At 68.3% G+C, this 17,367-nt stretch carries 28 protein-coding genes; 2 read left to right on the plus strand and 26 right to left on the minus strand.

Going from position 1 to position 17,367, the window contains the following annotated elements:
- Positions 1–25: 25 nt before the first annotated feature.
- The 20 genes from IEY70_RS12600 to IEY70_RS12695 all read right to left on the minus strand — a co-directional run bounded on the left by IEY70_RS12600 (position 26) and on the right by IEY70_RS12695 (position 11,013).
- Positions 26–304 carry a hypothetical protein gene (locus IEY70_RS12600; protein ID WP_189065377.1) on the minus strand — a complete coding sequence of 93 codons (279 nt, stop codon included), beginning with the start codon at positions 302–304 and terminating at the stop codon, positions 26–28.
- Complete coding sequence (locus tag IEY70_RS12605) at positions 301–567, minus strand: hypothetical protein (protein ID WP_189065378.1); 267 nt, start codon at positions 565–567, stop codon at positions 301–303. Before IEY70_RS12605 ends, IEY70_RS12600 begins: the two co-directional genes overlap by 4 nt.
- The gene (locus IEY70_RS12610) at positions 564–854 is read right to left on the minus strand and encodes a hypothetical protein (RefSeq protein WP_189065379.1); all 291 of its coding nucleotides are present in this window, start codon (positions 852–854) and stop codon (positions 564–566) included. The genes IEY70_RS12605 and IEY70_RS12610 overlap by 4 nt, the downstream gene beginning before the upstream one ends.
- Positions 851–1,120, minus strand: coding sequence for a hypothetical protein (locus IEY70_RS12615; RefSeq protein WP_189065380.1), 270 nt, complete (start codon positions 1,118–1,120; stop codon positions 851–853). Before IEY70_RS12615 ends, IEY70_RS12610 begins: the two co-directional genes overlap by 4 nt.
- Positions 1,117–1,557, minus strand: a complete 441-nt coding sequence (locus tag IEY70_RS12620) for a hypothetical protein (protein ID WP_189065381.1) — start codon at positions 1,555–1,557, stop codon at positions 1,117–1,119. Before IEY70_RS12620 ends, IEY70_RS12615 begins: the two co-directional genes overlap by 4 nt.
- A 118-nt stretch (positions 1,558–1,675) precedes the next feature.
- On the minus strand, positions 1,676–2,083 hold the full coding sequence (locus IEY70_RS12625; protein ID WP_189065382.1) for a hypothetical protein: 408 nt from the start codon (positions 2,081–2,083) through the stop codon (positions 1,676–1,678).
- Positions 2,080–2,487: a hypothetical protein gene (locus IEY70_RS12630; protein WP_189065383.1), complete on the minus strand. Its 408-nt coding sequence runs from the start codon at positions 2,485–2,487 to the stop codon at positions 2,080–2,082. The genes IEY70_RS12625 and IEY70_RS12630 overlap by 4 nt, the downstream gene beginning before the upstream one ends.
- Positions 2,488–2,567: 80 nt before the next feature.
- On the minus strand, positions 2,568–3,122 hold the full coding sequence (locus IEY70_RS12635; RefSeq protein WP_189065384.1) for a hypothetical protein: 555 nt from the start codon (positions 3,120–3,122) through the stop codon (positions 2,568–2,570).
- Positions 3,119–3,328 (minus strand): hypothetical protein, encoded by a 210-nt coding sequence (locus IEY70_RS12640; RefSeq protein WP_189065385.1) that lies wholly within the window; start codon positions 3,326–3,328, stop codon positions 3,119–3,121. Before IEY70_RS12640 ends, IEY70_RS12635 begins: the two co-directional genes overlap by 4 nt.
- A complete protein-coding gene (locus IEY70_RS12645; RefSeq protein WP_189065386.1) occupies positions 3,328–4,767 on the minus strand; it encodes a helix-turn-helix domain-containing protein in 1,440 nt (479 codons plus the stop codon). Before IEY70_RS12645 ends, IEY70_RS12640 begins: the two co-directional genes overlap by 1 nt.
- A gap of 293 nt (positions 4,768–5,060) precedes the next feature.
- A complete protein-coding gene (locus IEY70_RS12650; RefSeq protein WP_189065387.1) occupies positions 5,061–5,654 on the minus strand; it encodes a hypothetical protein in 594 nt (197 codons plus the stop codon).
- Positions 5,651–6,427 (minus strand): phage antirepressor, encoded by a 777-nt coding sequence (locus IEY70_RS12655; protein ID WP_189065388.1) that lies wholly within the window; start codon positions 6,425–6,427, stop codon positions 5,651–5,653. Before IEY70_RS12655 ends, IEY70_RS12650 begins: the two co-directional genes overlap by 4 nt.
- Positions 6,428–6,562: 135 nt before the next feature.
- Positions 6,563–6,943 (minus strand): hypothetical protein, encoded by a 381-nt coding sequence (locus IEY70_RS12660; protein ID WP_189065389.1) that lies wholly within the window; start codon positions 6,941–6,943, stop codon positions 6,563–6,565.
- On the minus strand, positions 6,930–7,442 hold the full coding sequence (locus tag IEY70_RS12665) for a hypothetical protein (RefSeq protein WP_189065390.1): 513 nt from the start codon (positions 7,440–7,442) through the stop codon (positions 6,930–6,932). The genes IEY70_RS12660 and IEY70_RS12665 overlap by 14 nt, the downstream gene beginning before the upstream one ends.
- Entirely contained in the window at positions 7,439–7,660 is a 222-nt protein-coding gene (locus IEY70_RS12670; RefSeq protein WP_189065391.1) for a hypothetical protein, read from the minus strand. The genes IEY70_RS12665 and IEY70_RS12670 overlap by 4 nt, the downstream gene beginning before the upstream one ends.
- Entirely contained in the window at positions 7,657–8,067 is a 411-nt protein-coding gene (locus tag IEY70_RS12675) for a hypothetical protein (RefSeq protein ID WP_189065392.1), read from the minus strand. Before IEY70_RS12675 ends, IEY70_RS12670 begins: the two co-directional genes overlap by 4 nt.
- A gap of 85 nt (positions 8,068–8,152) precedes the next feature.
- Positions 8,153–8,674 carry a GNAT family N-acetyltransferase gene (locus IEY70_RS12680; RefSeq protein ID WP_229777907.1) on the minus strand — a complete coding sequence of 174 codons (522 nt, stop codon included), beginning with the start codon at positions 8,672–8,674 and terminating at the stop codon, positions 8,153–8,155.
- A gap of 909 nt (positions 8,675–9,583) precedes the next feature.
- Positions 9,584–9,859, minus strand: a complete 276-nt coding sequence (locus IEY70_RS12685) for a hypothetical protein (RefSeq protein WP_189065394.1) — start codon at positions 9,857–9,859, stop codon at positions 9,584–9,586.
- A gap of 135 nt (positions 9,860–9,994) precedes the next feature.
- Positions 9,995–10,558: a hypothetical protein gene (locus tag IEY70_RS12690; protein WP_189065395.1), complete on the minus strand. Its 564-nt coding sequence runs from the start codon at positions 10,556–10,558 to the stop codon at positions 9,995–9,997.
- On the minus strand, positions 10,555–11,013 hold the full coding sequence (locus IEY70_RS12695; protein WP_189065396.1) for a hypothetical protein: 459 nt from the start codon (positions 11,011–11,013) through the stop codon (positions 10,555–10,557). The genes IEY70_RS12690 and IEY70_RS12695 overlap by 4 nt, the downstream gene beginning before the upstream one ends.
- 26 nt (positions 11,014–11,039) lie before the next feature.
- Between IEY70_RS12695 and IEY70_RS12700 the strand changes: the two genes are divergently transcribed.
- Complete coding sequence (locus tag IEY70_RS12700; protein WP_189065397.1) at positions 11,040–12,011, plus strand: site-specific integrase; 972 nt, start codon at positions 11,040–11,042, stop codon at positions 12,009–12,011.
- A 161-nt stretch (positions 12,012–12,172) separates the two neighbouring features.
- On the opposite strand, the gene IEY70_RS12705 is transcribed toward IEY70_RS12700, so the two are convergent.
- From IEY70_RS12705 to IEY70_RS12715, 3 genes are all read right to left on the minus strand, one after another.
- Positions 12,173–12,793 (minus strand): hypothetical protein, encoded by a 621-nt coding sequence (locus IEY70_RS12705; RefSeq protein WP_189065398.1) that lies wholly within the window; start codon positions 12,791–12,793, stop codon positions 12,173–12,175.
- A 101-nt stretch (positions 12,794–12,894) separates the two neighbouring features.
- Positions 12,895–13,317, minus strand: a complete 423-nt coding sequence (locus IEY70_RS12710) for a hypothetical protein (protein WP_189065399.1) — start codon at positions 13,315–13,317, stop codon at positions 12,895–12,897.
- 1,107 nt (positions 13,318–14,424) lie between these two features.
- The gene (locus tag IEY70_RS12715) at positions 14,425–14,667 is read right to left on the minus strand and encodes a helix-turn-helix domain-containing protein (RefSeq protein WP_189065400.1); all 243 of its coding nucleotides are present in this window, start codon (positions 14,665–14,667) and stop codon (positions 14,425–14,427) included.
- 140 nt (positions 14,668–14,807) lie between these two features.
- Here IEY70_RS12715 and IEY70_RS12720 point away from each other — a divergent pair, with 140 nt between their 5' ends.
- Positions 14,808–15,377, plus strand: a complete 570-nt coding sequence (locus IEY70_RS12720) for a helix-turn-helix domain-containing protein (protein ID WP_189065401.1) — start codon at positions 14,808–14,810, stop codon at positions 15,375–15,377.
- Here the strand turns inward: IEY70_RS12720 and IEY70_RS12725 are convergent.
- The 3 genes from IEY70_RS12725 to IEY70_RS12730 form a co-directional block, all read right to left on the minus strand.
- Complete coding sequence (locus IEY70_RS12725; protein ID WP_189065402.1) at positions 15,355–15,537, minus strand: hypothetical protein; 183 nt, start codon at positions 15,535–15,537, stop codon at positions 15,355–15,357. The two genes, IEY70_RS12720 and IEY70_RS12725, sit on opposite strands and share 23 nt — an antisense overlap.
- A gap of 77 nt (positions 15,538–15,614) precedes the next feature.
- Complete coding sequence (locus IEY70_RS21315; RefSeq protein ID WP_268243914.1) at positions 15,615–15,746, minus strand: hypothetical protein; 132 nt, start codon at positions 15,744–15,746, stop codon at positions 15,615–15,617.
- Between the two features lie 47 nt (positions 15,747–15,793).
- Positions 15,794–17,269, minus strand: a complete 1,476-nt coding sequence (locus tag IEY70_RS12730; RefSeq protein ID WP_189065403.1) for a hypothetical protein — start codon at positions 17,267–17,269, stop codon at positions 15,794–15,796.
- Between the last annotated feature and the right edge of the window lie 98 nt (positions 17,270–17,367).

Raw genomic sequence — 17,367 nt, forward strand, 5'->3', positions numbered from 1 at the left:
CGCCTGAAGGGTGCGGGCGTGCCGGTCACGCGGGGGCCTCCAGGGTGCCGCGCTGCCGGTGCCAGAGGAGGCGCTGCTCTCCGAGGCCGGTCAGGTGGTAGCGGGGGGCGGCGCCGGGCAGGACCTGGATCCAGTGCTCGCGGACGTACCGGGCGAGGGCGCAGCGGACGGTCTCGTCGCGGTCCAGGGCGGGCAGCGGGGCGGGCGTGAGGGTGCGGGACCGGGCGAGGGCGCCGGTGATCCCGCACGGGCTTTCCAGGGCGGCCAGCAGGACCGCCTCGAGCAGCGACGGGTCCGGCGTCAAGCGGGCACTCCGTCCGGCCAGAGGGGCAGCGTGGGGCCGTGGTCGGGTTGCGTGCGGAGGACCGCCTCGATCAGTCGCCTGGGGGGCGCGTCTGTCAGTCGCCAGATCTCGCTGGTGCTGCCGATCAGGTCCATGCACAGCGGCAGCCGCAGGTGCGGCAGGAGGCGCAGGGCAGCCGGGGCGGCGCGGGCGGGGACGGGCTGCGCCCAGGAGATGCCCCGCAGGGCGCGCCGCACGGCGGGCCAGGGGAGGGGGCCGGTCACTGCGGACCTTCCGGGTCTTTCCGGGCCTCCCCGGCGATCATCAGGGCGGCGCGGCGGGCGCTGTGGACGTGCTCGGGTTTCAGGGCGTCGAACCCGTGGCGTTGCAGTCCGGCGCGGACGATCTCCAGCGTGGCGTACTCGACGGGGGAGAGGCGGCGGTCCGTGTGGGCGCGGCGGGCGGGTCGGTCGGTTCGCAGGGTGGTGGCCACGTAGGCGCCCAGAATGCCCAGCATGATGGCGGCGAAGATGGCGTACCGGATGAGGTCGTGCGTCTGGTCTGGGGTCACTGGGGGCCTCCGAAGGCGGCGAGAAGCTGCTGGTCCTGGGCGGTGCGGGGCGTGCCGGGGCGGCGCAGGTGGTCGAGGTGGGCACTGAGGGCGCGGTGCTGGTCGGGGGTGCAGTCGAGGACGCTGACGCGCAGGCCGTCCGGCGTGACGTGGACGGGCAGGTCGCGGGCGGCGCGGCGGCGCAGCTGGTCCGTCATGGCGTCCCGTTCGCCGGTCGTGAGGTCGTGCGGGTCGGGGACGGGAATCTGGAGCTGGATCAGGGTCATAGGTCCTCACTGCCGAAATCGGCTTTCAGCACGTCGTTCAGGGCGACGGGCGCGGGCTTGGCGGGCGGGCGGGGCGTGATGCGCCGCGCGAGGTTCGGCGCGAACGCCAGGGGCCGGACGTTCGGATCGGCGGTCCGCGCGTACCGCAGGTGGTCCTGCAGGTGGAAGGCCCGCTCTCCGGCCTGCCGGGCGCGGTCGGTGGGGTAGCGGGCGTGCGCGGGGTTATGGAGGCCAGTGATGAAGTAAGCGAGGGCGTCCAGGGCGCTGCGGAAGGCGCTGCGGCCCTCGGGGGTCATGTCGGCCCGGTCCACGTGCTCCGCGACCGCCCAGGTCTGCCCCATGTGCAGGCGACCGCTGAGTTCAGCGGCGCGTTCCAGGGCCAGAAGGTCCGACTCGGTGACGAGGAGCTGGTAGAGGGGTTCAGGGTGGTCAGGCAAGGGGGTCCTCCGGGGGGAATGGGCGCGGGCCGCCTCCTGGGGTGGGGGCGGCCCGGTCGCGGGACGGTGGGTTGTGGAGTTCAGGGGTCCATGGGATTTCCCATGGACCTGCGGTGGGTCAGTACGTGCGGCTGAACTTCGTGAAGCTCTCGCGGACGCTGCCGACGAGGCCGCCGCCGAGCGCCTGGTTGAGCGTGCGGGGCGGATGCCCGAGCTGCTCGAGCAGGTTCATGCGGGCCGCGAGGCGCCGGAGCATCAGGGCCTGCGCGGTGATCAGCGCCACCCCGGCGGCGAGGGCGTCGGGGGTGACGGTGTCCGTCCAGGCGCTGCCGGGCGTGCAGCCGGTCGTGTGGAGTTCGAGGTGATCGGCGATGGCGGCGGGCAGGTCGGCGTGGCCGGGCCAGGTGCCACCGGCGGGAATGCGGACGCTGATGCCGGACTCCACGCCGTACACGACGACGATGCCAGCGGTGACGGTGAACGGCTGTTCGAGCAGCGGACCGGGAATATGTCGGTTGTACGTCATGGGATCTCCAGCAGGGTGGGCATGAGAGGCGGCGGTGGGGGCGAGGGGCGCTGCGCGACCTTGTGGCGGAGGTCCTTCAGGGCCTGCTGGTTCTCGCGGGCCTTGCGGGCCTCGTCGAGCCGGTCGCGGGCGCGGGTGGTGGCCTGCTTGTCGGTGCCGTGCCAGCGGTGCCGCGCGGCCCGCAGGCACGCGAGGGCGAAGGCCTGCGCGGCGTGGTGCAGGTCGCGGGTGTCCTCGTCCAGCGCGTCCAGCAGGCGGCGGGCCGTGAAGTCCAGGTCCGGGACGGCGTCCAGAACCGGGTAGATCAGCACGCTGCTGCGCCGCACCTCGGCGGCGTGCGCGATCAGGGTCCGGAGGGTGGCGGGTGGCCGGTCGTCGGCCACGACGTACAGGTCGTCGAGCACGGAGAACCTCCAACGCGAAGTCCCGCACCGGCGCGGGGGCCAGGGCGGGACTCGTGGGCAGAGCGGAGTGCGGGGTGGGTTCAGTCAGCCGCGACGGGCGGCTCTGCCGGGGGCGCCGTGCCCACGCGGCGGGTGTAGGCGCGGACGCCCTGCCAGCGTTCCGGGACGGGCGCGTACACGCTGCGCACCTGATCGGCCAGCAGGACGCCCGGCCCGACGCTCAGGACCCGGCCACGCACCGTCACGCTGAACGTCCCCGGATCCAGACGCAGGACCTCAGTGGACGCCTGGAGCGTCACCGTGAACGGGTGCGTGTTCGCCACGGCAGGCGCGACCTTCACGCGGATGAGACCCTCGACCGTGTCGAGCTTCAGGAGTTGCCCGGTCACGAGGACGTCCGTGCCGTTCGGGCGGCGGGCCGGGCGGATGTTCGAAGGCGGGGCGTACAGGCGGCGCAGCCCGCCGTGCGGACTGGTGTCCGGGAACGCGCGGACCGTGACGCGCTGCGGGGTCTCACCGGGCCGCCAGGCGGTGCGGACGTGCAGACCGTGAATGCGGATGCCGTCCGGGAGCACGGTGGGCCAGCCGGTCACGGTGATCACGGCCGCGTGCGGGATGGGGGAGGCGGGCGTCATGCGAGGTCCTCCTGATCGAGCGGGACGGCGGCGGCGCGTTCGAACAGCCCGGTCAGCAGCTGGGAGTTCGGGGTGTTCAGTTCCACCAGCGCGGCCGGTGTGTCCTGTCCGGGTTGCAGGCCTGCCGCTTTCAGCTGGTCGCGGGTGGCGAGGCCGTCGGGGATCTCGTCGATGTACTTCGGGATGGACGTCTTGCGGCGCGGCATCAGCTGGCCGCCTGCTGTGCGGTGTGCTTGACGTGGGTGGTGCTGAACTTCGCGATGCTCAGGCTGTCGCCGCCGTCGAGGTGGACGGTCATGCCGTCGATGCGTTCGATGCGGACCAGGGTGCCGCTGGCCTTGTGCCGCCAGATCTTCCCGGCCGCCAGGGCACCTTCGGCCTCGATGGCCGCGTCGACCGGCGCGTCCTGCTGGACGGGAACGGGGCGGGCGCCTTCGTTCTTCACGTCGTACGCGTGGCCCAGGGCAGGCTGGGGGGCCGGGGGCCTCTGGCCGGAGAGCATCTCGGGCGTGAAGGCCTTGCCGAGCAGGCGGTCCAGGGCGTAGTACCCGGCGTTCGGCATGCCACCGGGAATGCGGGCGGCGTCGTGCGAGGCGGCCTTCGCGGCGCGGTCCAGTTCGGCGTCCGTCAGGCGGGGCAGCAGGTGCCGGTGCGTGCCGGGCAGGGCCAGCTGCTCGCGCAGGTGCCCGAGGCGCTTGGCGCTACTGGCCTGCATCAGGGCCCGCAGGACCTTCAGGCCTTCCGGGTCGCGGGCGGGACGGGCCTGCAGGTCCGCGAGCGGGACGGGTTCCAGCGCCAGGATCGCCCAGGCGTGAGTGCCGGAGGTTTCCACAGGGTTTTCCACAGGGGCCGCGGCCGCCGGCGGAACATCTTCAACACCTTCGGCTGTGCCTGATTCCCCGCCTTCCACGCCAGACCCGACCAGTTGATCCAGGAGCAGGTCCTCGCCACCTTCGGCGTCCGTGTCTTCAGGCGTGCATTCAGGGGTTCCGCCGTCAGGCGAAAGGTCATCATCATCCGCGAGCGGGATGGGGCGAGCGTCCTCGGGGGCCTCCTCTGATGATGATTCTTTTGAAATAACTTCAAAAGATTGAGGAACTTCAGTTGAAGTAACTTCGGGCATAGCTGGGATGCCACGTGGCATAGCTGGGATGCCAGGGGGTGGCATCGTGGGAATGCTAGGTGGCATCACCAGAGTGCCACCTGCCTCCTTTTCGGCGCCCTTCCGGGAGGCCTTCATCACCAGGGTCTGCGCCTCCAGTGCGGCCCGCCTGGCCCGGATGCCCTCGATCCACTGACGCCGGGGGGCGAGCACGTAGATGTTCGAGTCGTTCTCCTCCCGGCCTTTCTTGGTGCGGGCCTGCTTCAGGACCAGGCCGGTATCCACGAGTTCCCGCATGGCCTTCATGGCGCGGTTGCGCAGGCTGCGGGGGTTGGCCTTGGCGCCCACGGACGCCCGGAAGCACTTCTCGCCGATCGTCAGGTAACTGGGGAACACCAGACCGTCCCGCCCGGCGCAGCGGACGAGGTGCGCGTACACACGGAAGGCGTCCACGGTCAGGGGGGCGTCGTCGAGTTCCCAGTGAATCTGGAAGGGAAGATCGTCGCGGCCCTCTTCGATTTTCATTTCGCCGCGCTCGGTCATGACGTGACCTGCGGGGCGGCGTTGCGGGTGTGGCGGGGGTTAGGGATCGTCACGGTCGTTCTCCTACGCGCGCATCGGGTATGGGTACCCGTCCGGTCTGTTGACCGGGACCCGCAGGGCGCGTATCCTGCGGGTAGGCGAGAGCCACCACGAAAGTGGTCATAACTAAGGGTTATCGGTGATCCCTTCTGCGTACTACGAGCTGGCCGGCTCTCGCGGAGGGGGTTTCCCTTTTGGTCAGTTGCTCGGTGACCGCCGGGGATGCTCGCAGTGTAGCGCATCTCCCGTTCGTGTCACGCAACTGTGCCGCCCGCGAGAGCGTCCTCGGCCTGCGCTGGCCAGTTCCTTCTGATCCAGCGTTCCTCGTCCCGGAGGTCGGCGCGTTTCATGCTCCGGACCGCTCCCAGACGTGATTCCCGCATGCTGTCCGTGAAGGTCGGGTTCCACCAGGGGCCCGGCCCGAGCAGCGCCGCGCGGATCCGCTCGTCGAGCGCCTTCTCGTCGGTTTCTACCGGTGCGGGCGAATCCTGCGGGATGGTGGGGGCTTCCGGATGGAACGGCGGCGGGTCCTCTTCAGCCGTCTCGGTTGGCCGGACGATCAGATACCGCGTGCCGTCCCAGCTGCTCAGCTCCGTGTCGAACAGGACCCAGCCGGCCGCGTCCGCGACCGCCCGGGCCTCGTCCGGGCTGGCCTCCCCGCCCTTCCGGCTCAGGTAGATCACGTCCCCGTCCGCCGTGCCGACCCGCACCTGCAGGCCCTTACTCAGCACGTGCGACCGTTGTTTGCCGTCCGACCGGCTCGCGCGGAACAGGCCCGCGAGCGTCACCGCCAGCTGCGTCACCGGCTGCGAGGGCGGGGCGGGATCATCAGCGGCGAAGAGGGTCACGCGTCAACACCCGGCAGGGCCGCTGGCCCGGTCGGCGGGGGTGGCGGCAGGAGCCGCTGCGCGCGCATCTGCCGGTCCAGCCATGCCAGGCCCTTCGGCGTGACGCGGGTCGTGCGCGACAGGTGCTTCCCGTCCGGCGCCGCATTCGTCTTCACCACGAAATATCCCCGGTCCAGGTATTGCTGGTAGGGAATGTTGTGGTTCTCCGTGCCGCTGCGGTGGCGGTCCATCAGGATCTGCCGGTCACGCAGGACCGTGAACAACCGCTTCTCCCCGGATCCGAGGATCTTCGCGGCCGCGTCCAGGCTGTACGTGCCGTCCGCGGACATCAGCGTCTGGAACTGCTGGGCCTGCGGGGCGAGCACGGCGTTCTCCTCCATCAGGGCGCGGCGGGCCCGCTCGGCCTCCACGTACCGCTCCGCGAAGGTCAGCGGATCGATCTCCTGCGCTGCCGGCAGGGTGTACGCGCCGGTCTGCCGGATGGAGGGCAGGACCTCCTCCGTCACCCACACCTGGAACGGCTCGGCGTGCGGGGAGTCGCTGCGCATCACGACGCGGTACAGGGCGCTTTCGTTGATGATGAGGGCGTCGCCCTGACGACCTAAGCTGAGCTTAGACCGTTGATGCGCCTGCAGTCGCTGCGCCACCATGCTCGGGTTGCTGAGGCTCAGGGCGCGGCAGACGTCCCCCAGCAGGAACCAAGGCTGCTGGTCGATCAAGTGCACGCGCAGGTCGAACAGACCGAACTTGAAGGTCTGAAGGGTGTCGTTCATGAAGTAACCTCGCCGGGTGGGGTGGAGGTGTGGCCGCGCATCTCTGACCGTGCGCGCCTCGGTCGGTGGTGGGGGCCGTCAGGTGTGCCCTGGCGTTCCCCGTGCGGCCCTGGTGCGGTGGCCAGGGCGGGTGGATCAGGCCTGCTGAACGACGAGGCGCGGCGGGCGGTCCAGCACGTCCATGACATGCCGCACGGCCGCGCGGACCTGCGGGAGGCTCACGGCGCCCAGCAGGTCCGGCGGTCCCTTGATCCGCCCGCCGTCCTCGAGGAGGCGTTGCGTGCCGACCAGTGCCAGCAGGATCAGTTCGGCGTCCTCGCGGGGCACGTCGAGGGCCGAGCCGGTCAGGGTGGCGACTTCGAGGTCGTCGCGCACCCGCCGGAGCCGCGCGGCCGTGAGGACGGGCGCGAGGTCCTGCCCGAGGCGGTTGCCGTCCGTGACGTGGTTCAGGACGAGACTGACGCAGCCGAGCAGGGTGTAGCCGAGGTCCTCGGTGGTGGGTTCAGTGGTGGTCATGGGTCTCCAGGGGGCGCTGTTCTCGCGGCGCGCGGTCGCGGGCGGAGGTGAGGGTGACGCTCTGGCCGCCGCTGCTGAGGGTGACGCTCTCCAGATCGCCGCTGTCGTCGACCATCTTCTGGAGGCCGTCCTTCAGCGTTCCGGCGGCCGCGAGGATCGGGTTGGCGTTGATGGTTTCCAGCAGGACGTGGAAGTCCAGGAACGGCGGGGCGTCCGCGTCTGGGCGCATGACGGCCCCGAACCGGAAGTCCTTGGTGGTGCTCTTGACGAAGAACAGGTTGAAGGTGCGCTTCTCGCCCGCCTCGTCCGTGACGTGTAGCTGCGCGGTGACGGGGCCGCCCTTCCCGGCCTTCTGGACGCGGGCGGCGCGGTGCAGGAGGCGCAGGTCCGTGCCGCTCGGGAGGATCAGCGTCAGTTCCGTCAGCGGCTCCCCGATCCGGTTGTGTTTGTGGGTGAGGCTGTCGAGGTCCACGCGGGCGGTCTGCTCCTGGCGGGTCACGGTCCCACCAGGGCACCGCTGACAGCGTGTAGGCTGCGCCAGCCGGCGAGAACGATCAGGGCGCTGAAGGTCAGCAGGATCAGCGGAATGGTGTGGTCAGCGAACGGCCCGCGCCGACCGGCGTGCAGGACGCGCACGCACACCACGCCGAGCAGCAGACCGCCCAGCAACACGGCGACCGACAGGACGGCCAGGCCCACCAGGGTCAGGGCGTTCACGCGTGCTCCGCGATGAATTCAGCCAGGCGGTGCCCGGTGACGTCCTCCACCCGGAAGAAGGTGGGCTGATGCCCGTGCCGCGCGGCCCAGACGTCGAACACCTGATCAAGCTGCACCTGCAGGTCGTCGAGTTGATCTTCCGGCACGTTCGCCAGCCACTCGCTCGCGGCCGGGCCGTGCAGGGAGGCGGCAGCGCTCGCCGCTTCGGGGAGTAGGGCGTCCACGCTGCCCAGGAACAGGCTGGCAGCGGGCGTGACGGCGCGGGCCAGGAACACGCGCGGGTGATCGCACACCAGCGGCGGGTGATCGAGGGCATACCGGGTGGCGGCCTCGCGGGTGGGGAACGGACCGAACCACGGACCGTCCGTGCTCCAGGCGCAGGCCCAGGGGCGGGAATCGTCAGTCATAAAGGGACTCCTTGGTGTCAGGGAGGCAAGAAGAGGCGCACACCGTAACGGTGTGCGCCTCTTCTTGAAAAAGCAGGGTTGTGGTTCAGGCCATCAGATCAAGCAGCATGCTGGTCGTGTCGTCCGCTCCAAGTAGCAACCCGGATTCTCGGCCGGGTTGGAAAGTGGCGGCCTGGAAAAAGTGCTTCTCGTAGAAAGCGATGGAGGTGGGGGTCGCGTCCAGGGTGATGAATCGCAGCCCGATCTGTTCCGAAACCTGACGTGCAGTATCCGTGGCTATGTCCAGCAGTTGGGTTCCCAGATTCCTCCCGTGCCAGTCCTTGTGGACGGCCAGGAGCTCGATGTGCATGGTTGGAACGATCCGGTGCGTCAGATGCGGAATGACATTGCTGCGGTCAATAGAGTCGACCTCCAACTGAGCTGCCCGGAGAGCGATGCACGCTATCAACCGGCTATCTCCAGCGTTCAGGCCTATCAAACGCACGCGCCCTTCCTGAATGGCGGCAGGGATCCGTTTTTCCAGAGCGGCGTTTAGACCGGGGTCCCCACAGTCGAATCCCACGCAGGAGAATCTCGCGTCAAGGGTTCGGGGCTGCAGAGGAAGCATCACGCGGTGCGCATGATACCGGGTCAGGCTGTGGCAACTCGCTTACTTTCGCAGCAGTATTGTCTTCAGTCCGTTACGAGTTTTGAGCCGGTGAATCCGCTGTCTTTTCTGACGAGTTCTGGTCGACTTCAGTTTCCCTGACTGGAGGATGATGACGTTCCAATGGAGTAGGGATTGCTCGTCAGTGCGTGTCACGCAGCTCTGTTCGGCACCGCCGTGCCATTTGGCTGGTACCTTGTCTGCCTGATCAACCTGCACGGGGCGGGAGGCTGCGCCGCGGCTGCGTGCGAGCATGGCCCGCCTGCCTGCTTCCCACTCGGGGTCACGTTGCCCGCGGGTAAGGACTCGCTGCAGCTCTGTTTCAGTGATTGAATGTGCCATCAGGACCTCCTCCCGCGGTTACCAGTCACTGGTAATCCGTTCCACGCAGGATACACAACATGCATGTGTTGTATGTGGCTGGACAGGTCCCCCGCCTGAGGTGATCTGTATCCACCGGGTGATGGGGACTGCTGCTCCCAGGGTCTGTTGGATCTGGAGGCGAGCGGGTACGTGCTGTACATCCCAGATGTGAATAGCTTCTCGAAAGCGGTTTGGGTCGAAGTTGAGAGACGGCAGCTGACCGCCTGACAGATTTTATGAGATGAACCGCATCGGCCTGGGCGCGCAGGGTAGCGCGCAATTGGATGGCGCTGAGCTTGATGGTCAGCAGGCGCTCGTGCACCTCATCCGGGATGCCCTCCAGGTCGCCCACGTACTCACAGGCGTCATTCACGATTCGGTCCAGCTCTGCCGCCAGCTCCAGCGGGGGCCGGGTCACGACTGCCCCCCACCGGCGCCGTCGCGCAGCTTGAGCACCGTCAGTTCCGTGCGGAGGTTGGTGAGGTACTTCAGGACGTCCGGGAGCGTCTAGGCGTGAATCAGGAACCGGCCTTTGGTGACGTCGTCCTGGGTGATGGTGTCGGGGTCGATCTGGGCGATGCCGGGCCAGCTGATCTCCCAGACGCGTTTGCGACGGCCGATGGTCAGTAGGCCGTGGTGGGTCTGGACGGTCCACCAGGGATTGTCGGCGCGGACCTGGTCGTAGTCGGGGTGGTCGGGCCAGTACGCGTTGCGGATGGGCTGGTAGTCGCTGACCTCGAATCCGGCGAGGAGCATCAGCGCCTGCACCTGCTCGACCTTCATCTGTGCGCGGCCGTGATGACCGGCTGGGTTTTACTCGTGAATGCGTTCACAGGTCACTCCTGGCCGGCCAACAGGACCGGCGGGTCTTCATGAAACGTCGGATAATCTCAGTTCGGCGATACACGCTGATCAGCTCTAGGAAAGGAGAGGCGGCCAGAGCTTCACCGCCTCACCCGCGTATGGAGTGTCCGCGTAGTACTCGAGGAACAGGTCCTCCGCCCGGACGGTGCCCTCCCGGCCCGGCACCCAGAACGGGACGCTCCGGTCGATGCTGGACAGCTGCACCAGCGACGCGCCGCCCAGGCACTCAGCCAGAGCCGTGAGGCTGGCCGCTGCGTAGAGTTCCAGCGAACCCCCAGGCATGAGCCGCATGAAGTACTGCACGCTCCCGGCGAGCCGGTCGAGGCGTTCGAGTTCCGCGACGATCAACGCCCCGGCGCGCACCACGTTGCGGCGGTGCGCGCCGGGCCTGAAGCTCGCGCGGTCCCAGGGCCACAGGACGCGGCCCAGGTCCGTTCCGTACCCATCCTCGGGATTTACGGGGCCGTGATCACCAGCGTGCGCGTACGCAGCGGCCGCGTCGGCCAGTTCGCCGGTCACGTGCTGATCGTCATGTTCCGGCGTCCAGCCTTCCACCTGCACCTGCCGTTCCCGCTCATCGCGGATCAGGGCGAGGGCGCGCTCCGGAGCGGTCGTCATGCGCTCACCTCGGCCGGCGGGGCCATCACGCGCAGGCGGCCATCAGCGCCGGGTTCGAACACTACGCGGAACCCGTACAGCAGCGCCTCACTGTCACGGGCGCCATCGATCTCGCGGAGCTGGTCGATCAGGTGCGCGGTGACGGCCGCCGCCGCGCTGCCATCCAGGCCTTCCTTCACGAGCAGGTCCTGCTGGATCAGGCCGATCAGGTCCTCGTACATCACGCCGATGACCGGTTCGTCGAGCGTCGCAGCGACCTGCTGGGCCGTCATGCCCCACGCCTGCGCGGCATGGTCGAGCGCCGTCATGGGATTGAGGACCGGGCCAGCCCAGTCACCCTCGTCGTTCGCTTTCAACCACCAGCGCGCGGCGGGGTACGCCGCGTCGAGGCGCAGCAGGTGTTCGGTCGTGATGGTCAGGTACGTCGCGGGTTCCGTGGCGTCGTGCGTGGTCATGGGGGGCTCCTCTGTATGCTGCGTGTATGAGTGGCCTGGAGTTGATGGCGTACAACCTGGAATTGCAGGGCCGCGCGGACCGTGTCGGCAGCCAGGAACCGGACGTCCTCCGGAAGGACGCGCTGCGTGCCGCGCGGGACGTGGACGTGCCGGGCCTCTGGGCGATCACGGAGGCGTTCCTGGTCCTGCGGGGCGGCCGGGGCGCCCGCGTCAGCCTGCGCACCCTGGAGAGCTACGAGACCGGGTTGCGCTTCCTGGTGGAGTGGGCGGCCGGGGCGGGCATGAGCTTCATCCGGCCGAAACCGAACGACGGGTACCGGTACGTCCGGCACCTTGAAGCCAAAGGGCTCGCGCCGAGTACCGTCCGCGTCCGGCTGGCCGCCGCCCGGGCCGTGTTCGCCGCGCTGCGCTGGGCGGGCGCGACCGACGCCGCACCGTTCACGGACGTCCGGGCCGCGAGTGACCCCGTGCCCGCCTGGGAGAAACGCAAGCCCTACCCGGATAAGGACGTGCAGGCCCTGCTCGATCACGCGGACGAGCAGGAACGGGTGATGGTGCTGCTCGGCGCGGACTGCGGGCTGCGCGTCACCGAGATGACCACGCTGCTGCGCGCGGACGTCCGCGCGGGCGGGGACCGGCCGTACCTGACCGTGACCGGCAAGCGCCAGAAGCGCCAGCAGGTGCCGCTCTCCCGGCGGGCGGAGGTGGCGCTCGTCGAGTGGATCCGCATGACCCCGTCCTACGGGCCGCAGGTCCTCACGCTCCGCAGTGGCCGCGCCGTCGAGCAGCGCGTCATGCAACTGTGCCAGCGCGCAGGCATCCCCTACCAGGGGCGGGAGGTGCACGGCCTGCGGCACACCGCCGGTACCCGCATGTACAAGGAAACGAAGGACGTTCTCGCCGTCCGGGACCACCTGCGGCACGCGAGCATCACGACCAGCGAAACGTACGTGAACTACGCCCGCGAAGGCGAGAAGGCCCTGAACCGCGACTGGTGAGCGTTAGCCCTTCTTACCCCCGGGTTTCGGAGTGGGCTTAGGCTTGGGCTTGGGTGCCGGAGTATAGGTCGGGTTGGCTGTCGGCACCTGGCTCTTCTTACCTTCCTGTCTGGAGCCCTTCTCGGTGCCCCCTGTCTTTTTCGTCGGCATTCCTCATTCAATCAGAACAGGGCGGCGAGCGGCGGCGCGATCAGCAACGCCATGATCAGTACTGCCAGCGGTAGCAGGAACCACTGTTGCCGCTCCACCTCCGCGAATCGGGCGTCCCGGGTTACCTTCATGGCCGCTCCACCGCTGATCCACGCCCCCTGCAGCAGATACAGCAGGTCCGAGTATGGCCGGTACCCGCGCAGCAGGACCTCCTGCTCGGCGTCCATCTCTGCCTGCGTCCACCCGATACCGCGTAGCGTGACGGGCCGGAGCGTTCGGCCCACCGACAGCAGCGTGGCCACGATCAGTACGACGCAACCGATCTGGCCGATCACGTACCACAATGCCGGATCCTCCGGGCGAATGAAGCTCAGGATCGGCACGGCCGCCAGGGCGTACACGCCGTTCTGCTTGGCGCGCTCCTCCGCCAATTTAGAACTGGCGGACACCCGGTCGAACTCCGCTTTCGCGAAGTCCAGGAACTTCTCCGACGCCTCCTCCTGAAACGGGAGGCGTGGGAGCGGCACGGCGGGCGCGCCGACTGACACGTACGACGGCACGGGCAGCCTGTTGTGCTCGTCCACGTAGGCGAGCACGGCCTCACTCAGCAGGGGCGCCAGTTGCTCCAGCACCTCGGCCTCCGTGCCAGCGGTCGCATGAACCCCAGGGAATTCCACGAACCGGCCAGAAACCTGATCACCGTTCCGGTGCAGTATCACTCCGAACACGAGCGTCATCGTGGCCCCACTGTACTCTTGCCGAACAGGTTGCTGAAGAAGCGGGCGAGCGGGCCGGGAGCGTCTTTCCTCTGGATGGGTCCTGGTGGCTGCGGTGGCCGACCACCAAGGAGAGGTTCGTGCGGACGCGCTGGCCAGTTCAGGTCCAGCACGCCGGTCAGCGTGTTGCCCGCCTCCCAGACGGTGACGTCGTACCCGAGGCGGTGAAACACGACGGCGATCTCGTCGGTCAGGTCCGGCCGCGCGAGGTTCAGCTGGACGGACGTACCCATGCGGGCGGCGGGCAGCACCCACTTCTCCAGCAGGACGGTCACCTGTTGTTCCGCTTCCACAGCGCGTGGCAGCTTCGGGTTGTGCTGGTCGTGGATCCGTGTAGTGTTTTGCGCGGTCATCAGGTCCTTCGGGATCAGGCTGTTCAAGGTACCTCCTGTGGGCTCGGCGGCGGGAATCGAACCCGCTCGTGTGCCAGGGCCGAGATGTCAGCGGCCCGCTGCTGGATGCGGCGGGCCGGGATGAGTGACCGACTGAGGGGCAACGTGTTACATGGCCGGGACCTCCACGGTGGACTTCGCCGGGTATCACCGCCGGCGCGGCTGTGGAACGGCCCCAGGACGGGACCGGTACTCGGGACGCGCCGGACCTCCCAGCGCGCCCCAGTGCAACAAGAGTGAAAGATGGCGATTGACGATAGCGGCAGGTGATTCCACGCGCTTCCCCGGTGGTGTGGGGGTTGCAGGCGCACGCCGCGCCTGCTCGGGTCCCGGCGTCTCTCCGCCTGACGGTCACGCTGCTCCCCGCGTCTGGGGTGACCTTCCCGGCGTGCAGGGCCGCGCTGGCGGTTCACTGCGGGTGGGGATGGCGGTCACGGGCGCGCACCAGGGCGGTGCGTTTCGACTGGTCCCCAGACCAGCCTGATGAAGTGCGGGGCGGGCAGGAATCGAACCTGCGTCTCCCCAGCCTCGGGCCGGGGCGCTCTCCCAACAGAGCTACCTCCCCACGCAGCGCCCCGTCCTGGCGGCGCTGATGGTGTAAGTGTTCGGGCCGGCGTATCGCGCCAGTTCACGCGCCCAGATCGGCCGGGCGCCAGCCTGCGCTTTGCTGCTCTCGGCCGCGCAGGTGGCCTCAACACTGGTCATCTCGGCGTCCAGGCCTGCCGTCTCCCCTGCTGTCTCGCGCCTGGGGAGTCAGGGCGCGCCGCGTTACGTCCAGCCGGAGATCTCAACAGCTGGACTGAACTTGGATCGGGTGGTGCTCACGCAACTGACGGGTATGGGCGGAGTCTGCGCGGACCTGACCCCAGTGGCGCACAGGGTGGGTTCCGCTTCGCGTCTCACCGGATCACGGGGATCCAGTCCCACCGTGAAGGCGGGCGGCAGTGCGGTCGATCACGTCCGTTGTCATGCGACTCGCCGGGCGAACCCGGCTGCAACTGTGGAGGAATGGACCCTGGTCGTCGGGGGCGGTCCGGGGTATCGCCCGTGGGATGAAACGAGAAGAGCCGCTCGGCCCTGAGTGCGGGCGGCGGCTTACATGGCCTGTTGGGTTTCAGGGACTTCGTCGGTGATGTCCTCGGGTTTGACGCCGAGGTAGTCACAAAGGGAGCGGAAGGAGTTCCAGTCGAAGTAGGTGCGGCCGGGTTGTTTTTCCCACTGGCTGTAGCCCTGCCAGGTCATCTTGGCGGCGGCGGCAGCGGCAGATTTGGTGCCGTCACCGGCTTTTTCCCTGGCTGCCCGTAGGAGCTGGGGGTTGATCTGGCGGCGGGCGGACATACACCCATCCTAAACTCAGTTTAGGAAATACGCAACAGGGTAACCTGCGGCTATTTCAAAATAGTCACAACAGGCTTTATAGGGCGACTCCGCCCGCTGGGCGGCTAGTAGGCTACCTAAACTCCGTTTATAGTGCGGTCATGGCACGGAGACGCACGGAACCCAATCAGAACGGCGCGGAAGCAGCCGACCTGACGGCGACCTCGTCCGTGAACCCCCAGGCCCTGCACCGCGGACTGAAACTCCAGGCATGGCTGGACCACCGAGGACTCCGCCAGGCCGACCTGGCACGCATGACCGGACTGACCGAGATGACCATCTCGAAGTACGCCAGCGGCAAGACCGACATCGGCTCCATGCGCCCGGCCAGCATCACCAAGCTGCTTGACGGGATGTACGTCAGCGACACGTGGGCCTGGAAGTACTTCGAGATTCCCGTCGAGCAGCGGAGCAGCTGGCGGTCGCTGCGGCAGGGGCGCATGGGTCCACCCGTAACGACCGGCCCCGAAACGTTCCTGGCCGAGTTCCCCGTCCAGGGCAGCGGGTGGATGATCCCGGCGCAGAGCCTGCTGACCGTTGACCCTGCGGACACGGACGGCGGCCTGCAGATCGGGCAGTTCGGCGGAGGTTACTGGATCGCCAAAAAAGAAGAACAGCCGGCGGGGGCTGTTCTTCTGGGGCGCTTCATCAGCTCGGGTCCTCCCGCATAGCCTGGAGGGCTTCACCTGCCCGCTCCATGGAATCCGGGTCGTTGAAGATCAGCCTGTAAAACCCGTTGTCCTCGACGGCATCGAAGGAGGCGGCTTTCCTGACTTCTTCCAGCTCGGTTGAACTCAGCAGAGTGGGGAGGGTGAGCTGCTTGTCGGGCATGTCGGCATTGTGAACCAAAGCAGGCTCCTACGTTACGTTACTTACGTACAGCGACCCCGGAAGTAGTGACCGACGCGTCAGCACTCAGCGCAGGGGTCGTTCTTCACCACGGGCGGCTTGGTCGGGACGGTCCCCGTACCCGCAGCCAGCACGCCGCTGGTGGCAGTCAGGAGGGCGAAGGCGGCGAGCATCAGCAGCGATTTCTTCATACCCTCAGGGTACGGGGTAGCCGGAAAAATAGCGATATCAACAGAGTTTATACACCCATTGCGTCCTTGATCTCCTGCCGCAGGGCCGGACTGTCCACCCATGCCAGCGCCCGGCACAGCGCCCCACTCCACGCTTCCCGCCGGGAAAACCGGGCCTGTTCACTGAACCGCCAGATGATCCGGATCAACCCGCCCACATTCACGCACTCACGCGCGCCCATCTCGACCAGCATGTCCCGGATCCGCTGCGCCGCCTGCGGGTGCGGGCGGGCCTCCGGACCCGTCCGGCCCGTCGCGGCCGCCAGCACGGTCACCGCACTGCCGTTACTGCGCCCAGGCAGCCGGTGCTGCTGGTACTGAAACGACACCTCCCCGCCCGTCAGCATCGGCACTTCGGGCAGGCTCTCGGCGACCTCCTCATGCACGCCCGGCAGCATCGCCAGCAGCGCGAACGTGTCTGGCACCAGCGCCCGCAGCAGCGCCAGGAACGGCCCGCGCGTCGTCATGGCCTTCAACGCCCCGTTGAACTCCCTGATCAGGTCGTCGATGTCATCCCCGAACCCGCCCAGCTGGTTGGCGCGCACCATCGCGGCAGCCCAGTGCGCCCGCTGATCCGGCGTCCGCACCGTCAGGCCCAGCAGCATCGTGCGGGCCTGCGCTGCCATCGGCCGGGCCTGCAACATGCCCCAGGCCCGCACGATCGCCCCGTACTCGGACTGCGGGCTGGCTCCCGTACGGGGCGGCGCGCTGAACGGAGTGCCCAGCCGTAAGGCCCACAAGGCCCGCGCCACCTGCCCGTACACTCCACCCTGCGGCAGGTCGTCCAGGGCGGGCTGGTTCCGGCCCAGCAGGGCCAGCGCGAACGCCTGCAACTCATTGAACCCCCTGTGGTCCCGCTCCAACAGGGTCGCGGCGTCCCCGTAATTGCCCAGGGCGATGTGCGCCTCCGCCAGCAGGCGCAGCGCCCAGGCCTGACGCCGCTCCGTCAGCGGGTTGCGGGCCATGGCGTTCAGCAGCAGTTGCGGGTCCGGTTCGCCCATGTTGGTGTGAAGGCGTCCGAGTTCCATCTCCACGTGCTGAACGCGGTACTGCATGCCCAGCGCCTCGGCCAGGGTGCGCGCCAGGCGCAGTTGCGTGAGCGCTTCCGTGAACCGCTGCGCCTCGCCGAGCGCCATGCCCCGCGCGAACGCCCCGTCCGCTGCGTCTTCCACGGCGTGCGGGTCCAGGCTCGACAGGGACACCTCGGCCGTCTGGAGCACGGTGGAGTACTGCCCGAGCGTGATGTTCGCCAGCAGGCGCAGGCCGTGCGCTCCGGCGACCTGCTCACGGTCGAGTTCGTCGAGGGCCTCGTTGATGGTTTTCGGGCAGCGGGTGGTCATGGCGATCCGGACCTTCCGGCGGACCCGGAGGTCGCCACTCGCATCTGACAGCGCGGCAATGAGTTCGGTCGGGTGGTTCGAGGTGCTGATGAGGTGGTCCCAGGTGGCGGGCGTGCTGGCGGGTTCGTTGCGAGTCAGAGTCATCAATACCTCAACTTAGTTTAGGTCTTGCGTCATAGACTAAACTCAGTTTATACTCTGGTCAAGCCCGAGAAAAACGGCGAATCCCCCAACCCGAACGC

Source organism: Deinococcus seoulensis (assembly GCF_014648115.1).
In the GTDB taxonomy this organism is placed as follows: Bacteria; Deinococcota; Deinococci; order Deinococcales; family Deinococcaceae; genus Deinococcus; species Deinococcus seoulensis.